The organism is Spiroplasma endosymbiont of Nephrotoma flavescens, assembly GCF_964030835.1.
Classification (GTDB): Bacteria; Bacillota_I; Bacilli_A; order Mycoplasmatales; family Nriv7; genus Nriv7.
Map to the genome: position 1 here is coordinate 764,255 of NZ_OZ034982.1, position 13,146 is coordinate 777,400.

The window sequence follows — 13,146 nt, forward strand, 5'->3', positions numbered from 1 at the left end:
TAAAAATGAATGATACTATTTTAATTCGTTATGGTGAATTATCAACTAAAGGTAAGAATCGGTATTTATTTATTAATCAGTTAGAAAAAAATTTAAAAGCTAAGTTAATCGCATTTAAATATTTAAATATTGTTGCAACACATAGTCGGATGTTGATTTATTTAAATGAACATCAAACTAATCCTATTGAAATTGAACAAATTACTAATATTATTAGAAATACTTTTGGAATTACTTCGTTTTCTTTTGCTAAACAAGTTATTAACGATTTAAATGTTATTCAGAAGGAAATTTTGACATTGATTAGCAATTTAGAATTTAAATCATTTAAATTAGATGTTAATCGGATTGATAAAAAATTTCATTGTACTTCGTTAGAAATAATTAATGTTATTGCTGAATTAATCTTAGATTATAAAAAAGGTTGTCAAGTTAATTTAACAAATCCGCAATTAACGATATATTTAGAAATTCAAATTGATAATGTTTTTATTATGTTTGATAAAATTACTGGATTAAAAGGTTATCCTGTTGGTATTGCTGGAAAAGTATTATTACTTATGAGTGGTGGGATTGATTCACCAGTTAGTGCTTATTTATTAATGAAACGCGGATTGGAAGTTCATTATTTACATTTTATAACTCCACCATATACTAAAAATGAATCATTACAAAAAGTTATTAATTTAGTTAAAACCTTAGGAGTTTATGGCGGTAATGTTGCTTCAAAATTATATATATGCAATTTTAGTAGTTTACAACAAGAGTTAAACCATATTCCTTTATCATCGTATCAGATTACAATTATGCGCCGAATGTTTATGCGTATTGCTAATTATTTAGCAAGAAAATTGCGTATTAAAATTTTAGCAACTGGTGATTCTTTAGGACAAGTAGCATCACAAACAATTGAAAGTTTATCAGTTATTGCTGATGTTAGTGATATGGTAATTTTGCGACCATTAATTACTTATGATAAAAATGAAATTATTAATATTGCTAAAAATATTAATACTTATAAAACATCAATTATTCCTTTTATAGATTGTTGTTCATTATTTGTTCCTCAAAATCCAGTAATTAAACCAATAATTGCTATTGCTAAGAAACAAGAACAAAGCATTTTATGAGAAGAGATTTTAGCATTAACAGTTGAAAATAATATTATAAAACAAGAAATTAATTTTCTTGAAAAAAAGTAGGTGAAAATAATTATTAATTTAAATGTTCATAGTGAGTATTCACTATTAAGTTCACCGTTAAAGTTAAAAGATTATTTTAAGTTTGCAATTAAAAATAATCTTTCGGTTTTAGCATTGACTGATAAGAATACAATGTTTGGGACAATACAATTTTATGAACAATGTCAAAAATATAATATTAAACCAATTATTGGCATTGATATTGATGTGTTAGATATTGCTCGTAATTTGAAATTAGAATTAATTGTTATTGCTAAAAATCAGCAAGGTTATGAACAACTTTGTCTTATTTCTTCAATAATTGCTATTTCTAATAATTCAACAATTAGTTGTGAACAATTATTAGAACATTTAAATGAGATTATTGTTATTTTTAAACCACAAAATACTTTAACAATGTCTTTAACAATGCAAGCGGAATATTTAACAAGAATTCAAAAAAAGGCCCACACATATATGGGAATTAATCAGGATAATTTTAGTAATATTCAATATTGAATTGATAGGCAACAATTAGTTGTTCCTTGTAATTTAGTAAAATATTTACAATCGGATGATAATCAAACATTACAGTTAATTGAAGCTATTAAGGAACAAAAATTGTTAGCAGAAACTAGTGTTAATGATTTTAGTAATTATCATTATTTATTATCATTTGATATTTATTGTGAATATGAACAAATATTAATAACTAATTTGGAACAGTTAATTAATAATGTTAATTTACAATTACAATTTAATATTAAGGAAAATATGTTACAGTATGTGCCACCAATTGGTGTGAATAGCAATGAATATTTGCAAAACTTATGTTTACAACGATTACAAAATAATAAAGAAATTAATAATGATTATCGTTATCAACAACGATTATCTTATGAATTATCAATTATTTGTGAAATGGGTTTTGCTAATTATTTTCTTATTGTTTATGATTATGTTAAATATGCTCGTGAGCAAAATATTATGGTTGGTCCGGGAAGAGGCTCTGTTGCTGGTAGTTTGGTAGCATTTTTATTACAAATTTCTACTGTTGACCCAATAAAATATGATTTAATTTTTGAAAGATTTTTAAATCCGCAACGAATATCAATGCCAGATATTGATATTGATTTTCAAGATGATCGTCGCGAAGAAGTAATAAAATATTTAGTTGAAAAATATGGTAAAAATAATGTCGCCCAAATTATTACTTTTCAAACCATTACTTGTAAAATTGCTCTTAAAGATACGGGAAGAGTATTAAATATTCCTTTAGATATTATTGATAAAATCAGTAAAGCGGTGCCATTAGATTTAAATTTAGATTTATCATTAGCTGTTAGTAAAATTGAAATTTTACAAGTGTATATGACACAATATCCGCAGTTATTTTTATTAGCAAAAAAAATTATTGGTTTACCTCGACAATTTGGAACGCATGCTGCTGGTGTTGTTTTATCACAATTACCAATAATGCAAATTGTTCCAATTCAAAAAGGTTATAACAATATCTATTTAACGCAATATTCAATGAATCATTTAGAATCATTAGGATTACTAAAAATGGATCTTTTAGGTTTAAGAAATTTAACAAATTTAAAGCAAATTCTTGATATGATTAATAAAGATTTATCAATGATGATTAGTTTAGATAAAATACCGTTAAATGATAGTAAAACATATCAATTATTAAGTGAAGGATATACGGCGGGGATTTTTCAGTTAGAGTCTAAAGGAATGCAACAAATTTTAATAACCATGCAACCCAAAAATTTAGAAGATATTGTTGTTACAAGTTCATTATTTCGCCCTGGTCCGCAAGAACATATTAAGACATATATTAAAAGAAGATTAAAGCAAGAAGCGGTTTGGTATTTACATCCTGATTTACAACCAATATTAAAAACAACTTATGGAATTATTGTTTATCAAGAACAAATTATTTTAATTGCCCAAAAAATTGCTAATTTTTCATTAGCAAAAGCTGATATTTTAAGAAGAGCAATTAGTAAAAAAAATCAGAACGAGATGACCTTATTAAGTAAAGAATTTATTGCTTCAGGTGTTGCTAATGGTTATGATGAAAAAACTGTTAAGCAAATTTATGATGATATTAATCAGTTTGCTAGTTATGGGTTTAATCGCAGTCATGCGGTGTCATATTCATTATTAGGTTATTGAATGGCTTATTTGAAGGTTAATTATGCATTACAATTTATGTGTGCGTTATTAACTAGTGTGATTGCTAGTGCTAATAAAATTGAACAGTATCTTAAAGAATGTCAAAGATATCATCTAAAAATATTGCCACCGTCAGTTAATTTTTCAACAGAAAATTTTATTATTGAGAATCATATGATTAGGGTACCGCTCACGATAATTAAGCAAGTGGGAATGGTGATGTATGAAGCAATATATGCTGAAAGAGAAGCAAATGGACAATATACTGATTATTTTTCGTTTGTGGCCAGAATGGTGCTTAAAGGTTTAAATATAAGCATATTAGAAGCATTAATTGCTGCGGGAGCTTTAGATGAATTTAAAATCTCACGAAAAACGATGAAATTAAATATGACACTAGCTTTTCGTTATGCACAATTAATTCAGGTATCAAGGGATGAAAATATCACCCTAAATTATGATTTGGTAGCAATACCTAGTTTAAAACAAGAACCAGATAATTTATTAGAAAAAGCTCAAGATGAGTTAAAATATTTTGGTTTCTATTTACAAACTCATCCTTTATTATTAATTAAAAAGCAATTGCAATTAGAAAAAGAAATTATTAAATTACAAAATCTAGATAAATTGATTAATTGAAAAGTTAAAGTATTGGTTTTTATTAATCGGATTAAACAAATTAAAACTAAAGATGGTCAGTATATGTGTTTTTTAACAGTAAGTGATGATTATGGGACAAGTGATGTGACAGTTTTTAGTAATATATATATGCAATATCAAGAACAACTTAAAGAAAATACTATTGTCTTAATTAATGCTACTGTTGAAAAGTATAATGATAAAATTCATTTAGTTTTACGAACTTTAAAAGTAATAAGTATTTAAAAAAATCTTATCTAATTTAGATAAGATTTTTTTATTCATCACTGTTTTTTACTAATTCCAGAACATTAAGTTTTTTTAAATGATAAGTAGTCATAATATATGTTGATGAATAAATAACTATAATAATAACAAAACTAATTAAAATTACTCATCAAACTAAAGAGAAGGGAATTATTAAAAGAAAGAAATTTTGTAAGATATAAATAAAGATACTTGCTGTTGTTCAAGCTAATAGTACAGCACCAATAAAACCAATCAATACGGAAGGAAGAAACATTGTCAGAATTAAGTTATTAATTGTTCGATATTTGTAACCTTGAATTTGTAATATTGCCATCATTTTTGAAAATTGATCTAATCATAAACTAGTAATCATGGTAATGATAATAACTGCAATAATAATGGCATTAGTAATAAATATGGCAATCATACTAGCAGCAACAGTAGCGATTTTTTTAAATTAACTCTTGTTTAGTTGATAATAAATCATAGTTGTCAACAGCATTTGTATATGCTCATCCGTCAGCGCTATTATATAAACCATTTGTAGAAAATGTTGAATATCTTGTTGTAATATCAATAAGTTCGCGATTGCTTGAATAACGACCATTGGATCATAAAGCAATGTTATTAAAAGGGTCTTTTTGATAAATATCACTTGATTTAGTATTAGGAACACCAATAATATCATTAGCATAATCTTGGGCCATAAATATTATTGAATCATTATAAGAATTATGGATACCAACAACTTCATATTGATATGGACCATCAACATTACTTTCATTAGCAAAATGGTCAATACCAATTTTCATTTCTTCTGGTTTACTTTGTCAATATGCTGATGAAAGTAAGGTAAATAAATTTTTACCATTAGTTATTAAGTTAAGAGCACTTGAAAAGTCAGAGTTGTTAATGTATTGCTTAGTTTTATTATTTGCTGAATTATACTTGTAAGTGCAAGTAAATAAAATTGCAAAAGATTTCATATAAAAATTTCATGATGCTAAGTTTATTTTAGAAAAAGTAAATTTAAGGAGTTTTTATATGGGATACAAACATCTTGGCATAGATGAAAGAATTTATATTGAGAATCAATTGAAATTTAAAGTAAAAATTAGTGAAATAGCTAAAAATCTTAATCGAAATATTAGTACTATTAATCGAGAAGTTAATAGAAATAAAGATAATAATCATTATTTTTCATTAATTGCACAAAATAAAGCAGAAAATAGAAAACAATTACATGTTTATTTTCATAAATTTAAAAATAGAGAATTAGTAAAATATGTACAACAAAAATTATTATTAGGTTGATCGCCTGAACAAATTTATGGCAGAATTAAAAATTTTCATCAAGAATGAATTATTAGTTTTAAAACAATTTACAATTGAATTTATTCTGGATTACTTGAAAAGGTTACTAGTAAAAATTTAAGAAGAAAAGGTAAGAAACGAAAATCTCAAGAAAATCGGGGTAAATTTAATGGTAAATCCATTAAAGAACGAAATGTTAATAATCGCATAACTCTTGGCCATTGAGAAGGTGATACTGTAGTATCATCACGAGGTAAAAGTAAATCATGTTTAATAACTTTAGTTGAAAGAACATCAAGATTTACTTTAGCAATATTAGTTGAAAATAGAACTACTAAAGTTATTAACAAAAATATTAGTCATTATTTATCAATTCTTCCAAATAATCTTGTTAAGACTATAACATTTGATAGGGGTAAAGAATTTACTAATTGACAACAACTTGAAAAAAATTTAAATGTGAAAATTTATTTTGCTGATGCATATTCACCTTGACAAAGAGGTACTAATGAAAATACTAATGGTTTAATTAGAGAAAAATTTCCTAAAAAATTTAATTTTTCAAACACTACTAAAAATGCAGTTCATAAATTTATATTGTCTTTAAACCAAAGACCAAGAAAAATACTAAATTATCTTTCGCCAATCGAATATTTGGTTAGAAAAATAATTTAGTTGCACTTAACTTTACAATTTGGCATTCAAAAAATGCTATAAGGACGAATTACTCATCACTTATTATTAGTTTCATCAGTAGCAATAATAAATTTATCTTGGTGCCCCGTAGGTAATTGTTTAGCTTCTAAAGTTTCAAAGTAATTATTAGTTGTTGCACTAATGCCTTGATAGATAATATTACCATTGTTATCTTTAATGTCATTTTTAGGTAATCGTAAGATGACATCATTAAGATTACGATAAGTTTTAGCATTAGAATATTGTTGGGCAATGTCCTTATCATTCTCGTTAGTACCTTGATAACCATAACGATTTGTTCAACCATAAGTTACTTTGTCGCTAGCACTAGTAAATTTATCATTAGGCATTTTTCAAACACTACTAAAAATGCAGTTCATAAATTTATATTGTCTTTAAACCAAAGACCAAGAAAAATACTAAATTATCTTTCGCCAATCGAATATTTGGTTAGAAAAATAATTTAGTTGCACTTAACTTTACAATTTGGCAATTTTTTCAAGTTGTTGTCAATTAGCAAATTCTTTACCCCTATCAAATGTTATAGTCTTAACAAGATTATTTGGAAGAATTGATAAATAATGACTAATATTTTTGTTAATAACTTTAGTAGTTCTATTTTCAACTAATATTGCTAAAGTAAATCTTGATGTTCTTTCAACTAAAGTTATTAAACATGATTTACTTTTACCTCGTGATGATACTACAGTATCACCTTCTCAATGGCCAAGAGTTATGCGATTATTAACATTTCGTTCTTTAATGGATTTACCATTAAATTTACCCCGATTTTCTTGAGATTTTTGTTTCTTACCTTTTCTTCTTAAATTTTTACTAGTAACCTTTTCAAGTAATCCAGAATAAATTCAATTGTAAATTGTTTTAAAACTAATAATTCATTCTTGATGAAAATTTTTAATTCTGCCATAAATTTGTTCAGGCGATCAACCTAATAATAATTTTTGTTGTACATATTTTACTAATTCTCTATTTTTAAATTTATGAAAATAAACATGTAATTGTTTTCTATTTTCTGCTTTATTTTGTGCAATTAATGAAAAATAATGATTATTATCTTTATTTCTATTAACTTCTCGATTAATAGTACTAATACTTCGATTAAGATTTTTAGCTATTTCACTAATTTTTACTTTAAATTTCAATTGATTCTCAATATAAATTCTTTCATCTATGCCAAGATGTTTGTATCCCATATAAAAACTCCTTAAATTTACTTTTTCTAAAATAAACTTAGCATCATGAAATTTTTATATGAAATCTTTTGCAATTTTATTTACTTGCACTTACAAGTATAATTCAGCAAATGTTAATATAATAATTTCATAACATTTTATTAAGTAAAGAAGAAAAATATATATCAATTACATTAATAAATTTATTAAAAAGTTGTTTAAATTCAATGTTGTTAATGACATAATGATATTTTTCTTTAAGAATTTTTCCAATAATTGATTTTTGAAAATAAGAACTTTGATGATTAATTTGTTCTCATTTTAAATAATTAACTAGTTTAATATTATCAATAGTATATTGCTCGTTAACTTTTTTAGTTATTAGTTGCACATTTTTAGTTTTTAATGTTATTAGACTATCATCATTAGGATTATTACTAATACTAAAGTCACTAACTGTTAATTTATTGCTTTCTGTAAAATCAGTGTTAGAAAAATTAAATTTATAATAATAATCATATTTTACTTCTTGCCCCATAAAATTATTACTTTGCTTTAAATTATTAATTGTTAACATGGCGAGACTAATACTAGCAGTGAGAATTATTGTTAGCAAAATTAGTAAAATCATTTGAACTTTTACTTTAAACATTGAAAAAAATGCTTGTTTATAAGTTGGAAATATTTTTTTCATTAGTTTTTGTAGCCTTTCTGCTTTAAATAACTTATTCGTCACTACTTTTTACTAATTCAAGTACATTCATTCGTTTTAATGTTTCAGTTGAAATTATATAAGTCAGTGTGTAAATAATTGTAATTGTTGCTAATGTTATTGGTAAAAGTCATCATTGGAAATATAGGGGAATAATGAATCCAGTAAAAATTCCAATAGTTCATAAGATACCTTGACAAATAAATCAAGCACTGATAAATCCAACGATAAATCCCATAATAGCGGCCGGAATAAACATTGATAAAGTTAAACTATTAATTTCACGATATTTATACCCTTGAATTTTCATAATCGCCATTAGTTTAGCAAACTGATGGACAAGAAGATTAGAAATCATTATAACAATAATTACGGATAGACTAATTGAACCTAAAATAAAGATGGCAGCAATACTAGAAGCCACTGTTGTTAAGTTTTTAATTAATTCTCGTTTTACTGTTAATAGTTCACTGTTAGTAACAGTATTAGCAACATTATCATTTAAACTAGCAATTGAATAATCACCAAGAGTTGAAGTTGTTGAATATCTACTAGTAACATCAGTTAATTCAGGATTAGATGATAACCGACCATTAAATCATAATGGTTCATTATTAAAAGGATCTTTTTTATAAATTTCACTACTTGTTGTGGCATTAAAACCAAGAATTTGATTAGCAACTCGTTGATTAATATAAACTTTTAATTCACCATAAGATTCATGAATTGCTTTAACTTGATATTTAACTTTTTGCGGTATCGGGGTATTATCAATTTTTAGAATTTTAGGTATTTCTTTATTACCAATAGTTTTACCGTCTAGTATGGCAATAAAAATATTTCATAATGGATTGTCATATGATTGATTTAAGAGATTTAGTGCTGATGTCATAAAGTTTTCATCAACAAATTTATTTTTAGTAGCAAATGGCACAAAGGCTCTAATATGTCATCATTTATTGTCGGATGATTGTTCAATAACAAATTTATTATTATTTGTTGGTATTTTTGCATTAATAATTTCTTTTAAAAATTCATCTTTAATTGCTGGGTATTTGATATTATCAATTGTGATTTCTTCTTTGGGTAATCGTAAAATTATTTCATTTAAGTTACGATAACTTTTAGCAATGTCATCATCACCAATATCGTTTTCTTTATAACCATAATGGTTAGTTCAACCATACGGCGAGTTATTATCATTAATACTTCATTTATCTAGAGGCATATTATAGATATTTTCAGAGTTATTTTCATCACGATAAATTCAAAATGAAGTGTGAGCAGGATATCATTTATTATTAGCACTCATATATTGTAATTGTTTTTGTTGAACTTCACTTTCAAAAATACTATCAACTTTTAAATTATGTTTTATTTGCATTACCCGATTAATAACTGCTGGAATCTTATCAAGTCATTTTTTTTCTTGGATATATTTTGAACTTTCTTTTAATGCAATCATATCACTATTTGGTTTTACTCCTAGGGTTTTAAAAGCGACATTATTTAAGTTAGCATCATAATATGTATATAATTCATCTTCTTTAGCATTATAAGGTAAAGTATTATGAGTAATTGTTAAGCGTTGTTTTCTTCCAGAAATATTAAGAAAGTCTTTAATATAAGAAGGAACAGCTGTTTCAATTGCATTCATTGTACAGGTTCTTCAGTTATCACTAGTATTTATTTCGGCATTAGTTGTTAAAATAGTGTTTACCATTGGACAAATAATTGTGGATAATAATCCTGAAAGTTTGGGATTATTATTAAAATCCTTAGAAATTTGTTCTAATCAACCTAAAGAAATTCCTCTGCCACCTGTTCAATAATAGTTATAAGCAATTTGTTTTAAAATATTATCTAAATTAATGTTTTGGGTATTATCACTAAGTTTTTTTCAAGAATTAGCAGAAGCATCTTTATAGTAATCAACTACTGGACGAATTTCAGTAATTGGGTAATCAAGACTTTGATTTTGAGCATCAATCCCTTTTCAAGGGTATAAATTATAACGAGTTGTTGGGATATTACTAATCGGTTGTTGAAATTCAGCATTAGTTTGATATTTTAAAAGTCCATAATAAGAATCATCAAGACTGCGAACAGCAGCAGGGATCATTAAGGCAATAGCGATAGTGAATGAAGCAATAAGAATTGTTACAAACATAATAATAATTTTCTTATATGAAACTGATGCCAATGCCAAACGAAACCGAGTTTTAAAGCTTCCAAATGCAAATCATCTTTTGTGGATGCCAGAAATTGCTTTTGAAGGTTTATTATCACTGTTAGGTCGTAATAGGGTAATTGTATTTTTTGCTACTTGTTTATAAGCAGTAATTGTTACGGTAATTAAAATTACAATGATATTAATTGCCAAAGCAATTAGAAAAGGAATAATATCAAAATAAAAAATATTATTTGGGATTGTAAAGAAATTTTCAAAAATTTTCATTACGGCTATTTGTAAAATACTACCAACAATTCAACCAATGGGTACAGCAAGAATTGTTGTTATTAAGGCATAAGATCAATATGAACCAATAATTGTTTTATTTTCATAGCCTAATGCTTTCAAAACACCAATTTGTGTTGCGTTGCGTTCAACGGTTTTTCTAATAATTAATACTGTTGTAAAAATTGTTAACATTGTCATAAAAATAACAATAATAATACTAAATCAAGTATATGTTCTAGTAATTGTTGGTAACGAATTAAAGCCACGATTAATATAATTGTTGCTGTCACTATTTTCAATCGTTGAAGTTATTTTTAAATCTTCAGTAATTTTTTGAATGTCTTGGGGGTTGTTATTGTAAGCTAACATTTTTTGATAAACAGTTTCAATGCTGTTATTATTTTTTTTAAAATTATCATTAAGAAAAAGTCGAAATAATTCGAAATCATTGGCAATATGATTTCCTGTGTATGTTAAATAGACATTAGATATATCTTCAATATCACTATAACGAATGAATTCATCACGAATAAATAATTGGTGGTTAACGAATAAGACGGCTTCTTTTGCTGGATTAGGAAGAAAATTTATTGGATGAACAACAGGTAACGATGTAAAGTTATCGCCACCAATGCCAGTAATTATTAATTTATAGCTACCAATTTTAAGAGTATCACCAATTTTATAATTATATTTTTCAGCAAACTGAGGATTAATTTCAATTTGATTAGCACCAGTAGGATAGGTGCCACTAATGATTTTAATATTATTTTTTTTAGCATCATTATTAGGATTAATACTAATTACACGATAACGGATATTAGTAGCAAAATCAGAAAATAAATACTCTTGGCGTAAATTGACATTAAAGTTACTTAATAAGCCAACTAATTTATTATGGTGATTTCATATTGCTTGCGAAATATCTCAATTATTTCTTAAAGATGTTCCACCAATCGGAAGTGTTAGATATTTGGCAACATCGAAATAACTACTATCCTTATTATCATTTATGTGGTCGTTTGTTAGTTGAAAAATAATTTCATTATTATCTTTGTTAATATTCATTAAAATATTTCCTAAATCGCCTTTAAAACCTTGTTTAAAAAAAGCTTTGTTATTAAAATTTGTTGCCTGAGGAAACCTTTTTTCATAATCTTCTTTTGTTAATTGTTGAAAAATATTAATTCCGCCACCAAAAATTGGAACATTATCACTAGATAAATTAGTTTCATTATTTATATCTCTTATTCAACTGTCGCCATTACGAGCATTAACAAAGTCTCTTAAAAATATTTCTTTAAATGCTTTAACTTTGTCAAAATAATCAGCATCAGTTGTTTTTTTTGGATATTTAAGTTTATCACTATTAGCTTTATAAAGATTAAATAAATAAAAGGCAAAAATTGGGTTAATGTATTGTTCAACCAAAGTTGTATATTGTTCATATAATATTTTAAATTCGTTATTAGGAATGTCATGATATTTTTTATGTAAAATTTGACCAAAGAGTGAATTTTTAAAGGCTAAACTATTTGTATTAATTTTTTCTCATTTTAGTAAATTTTTAAAGGAAATATTTTCAATTGTGATATTATTATCACTTGCTATTTTTTCCGTAATATCTAAACTTTCTGATATTAATGGTAATAAACACCCCGTAGGGTCATTTTTATCTTTCGCAATGGTAAGTATTGGTGTACTGTTATCTTTTATACTTTTACTAGTATTAGATTCTGCTAATGAACTTTTACTAAAAGCAGTACAAATATTAAATGTTGGTGATATGCTTTGAATACTAGGACTATTTTTACTGTTAAAGCGATAACTATAATTAAATGGTGTTGTAGCACTATTCATTGCTGTTTCACCATCTAAGAGTCATCTTGTCGTAATTCAAGTTAAGGTAATTGTCGTTGATAAGATAATAGTTAATAAAATTAATGAAATAATTTGGATTTTATGTTTAAATGCTCCTCAAAAGGCTTGCTTAAATAATTTGTTTCATTTTCAATGTTTCATAAATGTATCTAACCTCAACTTAATAAATTATTATAAAAAAGAAATATTTTTTAACATAAATAATTATATCAACTTATTTATGAACGGCAACCTTGTAAGAATTAGGGTCGCGTTTAGTTTTCTTAGGTATTTTTTAAAAAAGAAAAAATAGTCATTTACTATAAATTATTTCAATATGCAAATTAAGTATATATTTCTTATGTATGATTTTTGTTGTAAAAAATTATTTTAATGTTGTTTTTATAAGCATTTTACTTAGTTTTTATAACCTTTTATTAAGAATATGTTTGTTAATATTAAATATTTTGTTTTATTAATTATTTTTCAAGTAAAAAGGTAATAAATTTTTAGTTGCTTTTCTTTCAAAATTATTCAAATCTTTACCCACCTAACAAAACTTTATGCGCCCGAATATTAGTAGCAAGATTGGTTTTATTTTTTAAATAAATATTTGGATATTGATTTAGATAGACAAAGTTAAATCTAAATAGTATT

10 protein-coding genes are annotated in these 13,146 nt (G+C 25.3%); 4 read left to right on the forward strand and 6 right to left on the reverse strand.

From position 1 onward, the window contains the following. The first annotated feature begins 5 nt into the window (after nucleotides 1-5). Nucleotides 6-1,202 (forward strand): tRNA uracil 4-sulfurtransferase ThiI, encoded by a 1,197-nt coding sequence (gene thiI, locus AAHN02_RS04535; protein WP_342277453.1) that lies wholly within the window; start codon nucleotides 6-8, stop codon nucleotides 1,200-1,202. Next, complete coding sequence (locus AAHN02_RS04540; RefSeq protein ID WP_342277454.1) at nucleotides 1,203-4,250, forward strand: DNA polymerase III subunit alpha; 3,048 nt, start codon at nucleotides 1,203-1,205, stop codon at nucleotides 4,248-4,250. Nucleotides 4,251-4,281: 31 nt separating this feature from the next. Here the strand turns inward: AAHN02_RS04540 and AAHN02_RS04545 are convergent, their stop codons facing one another. Together AAHN02_RS04545 and AAHN02_RS04550 are read right to left on the reverse strand one after the other, a co-directional pair. Further along, nucleotides 4,282-4,680 (reverse strand): FtsX-like permease family protein, encoded by a 399-nt coding sequence (locus tag AAHN02_RS04545; protein WP_342277455.1) that lies wholly within the window; start codon nucleotides 4,678-4,680, stop codon nucleotides 4,282-4,284. Between the two features lie 25 nt (nucleotides 4,681-4,705). Continuing rightward, nucleotides 4,706-5,239 carry a hypothetical protein gene (locus tag AAHN02_RS04550; protein ID WP_342277456.1) on the reverse strand — a complete coding sequence of 178 codons (534 nt, stop codon included), beginning with the start codon at nucleotides 5,237-5,239 and terminating at the stop codon, nucleotides 4,706-4,708. A gap of 58 nt (nucleotides 5,240-5,297) precedes the next feature. Between AAHN02_RS04550 and AAHN02_RS04555 the strand changes: the two genes are divergently transcribed. After that, complete coding sequence (locus tag AAHN02_RS04555; RefSeq protein ID WP_342277457.1) at nucleotides 5,298-6,242, forward strand: IS30 family transposase; 945 nt, start codon at nucleotides 5,298-5,300, stop codon at nucleotides 6,240-6,242. Here AAHN02_RS04555 and AAHN02_RS04560 read toward each other — a convergent pair. Next, entirely contained in the window at nucleotides 6,239-6,613 is a 375-nt protein-coding gene (locus AAHN02_RS04560; protein WP_342277458.1) for a hypothetical protein, read from the reverse strand. The two genes, AAHN02_RS04555 and AAHN02_RS04560, sit on opposite strands and share 4 nt — an antisense overlap. On the opposite strand from AAHN02_RS04560, the gene AAHN02_RS04565 reads away from it, so the two are divergent. Continuing rightward, on the forward strand, nucleotides 6,542-6,730 hold the full coding sequence (locus tag AAHN02_RS04565; protein ID WP_342277459.1) for a hypothetical protein: 189 nt from the start codon (nucleotides 6,542-6,544) through the stop codon (nucleotides 6,728-6,730). The two genes, AAHN02_RS04560 and AAHN02_RS04565, sit on opposite strands and share 72 nt — an antisense overlap. Nucleotides 6,731-6,742: 12 nt before the next feature. On the opposite strand, the gene AAHN02_RS04570 is transcribed toward AAHN02_RS04565, so the two are convergent. From AAHN02_RS04570 to AAHN02_RS04580, 3 genes are all read right to left on the reverse strand, one after another. After that, complete coding sequence (locus AAHN02_RS04570) at nucleotides 6,743-7,477, reverse strand: IS30 family transposase (RefSeq protein ID WP_342277460.1); 735 nt, start codon at nucleotides 7,475-7,477, stop codon at nucleotides 6,743-6,745. A 76-nt stretch (nucleotides 7,478-7,553) separates the two neighbouring features. After that, nucleotides 7,554-8,150, reverse strand: a complete 597-nt coding sequence (locus AAHN02_RS04575) for a hypothetical protein (RefSeq protein WP_342277461.1) — start codon at nucleotides 8,148-8,150, stop codon at nucleotides 7,554-7,556. A gap of 31 nt (nucleotides 8,151-8,181) precedes the next feature. Next, the gene (locus tag AAHN02_RS04580) at nucleotides 8,182-12,651 is read right to left on the reverse strand and encodes an ABC transporter permease (protein WP_342277462.1); all 4,470 of its coding nucleotides are present in this window, start codon (nucleotides 12,649-12,651) and stop codon (nucleotides 8,182-8,184) included. Nucleotides 12,652-13,146: the final 495 nt, after the last annotated feature.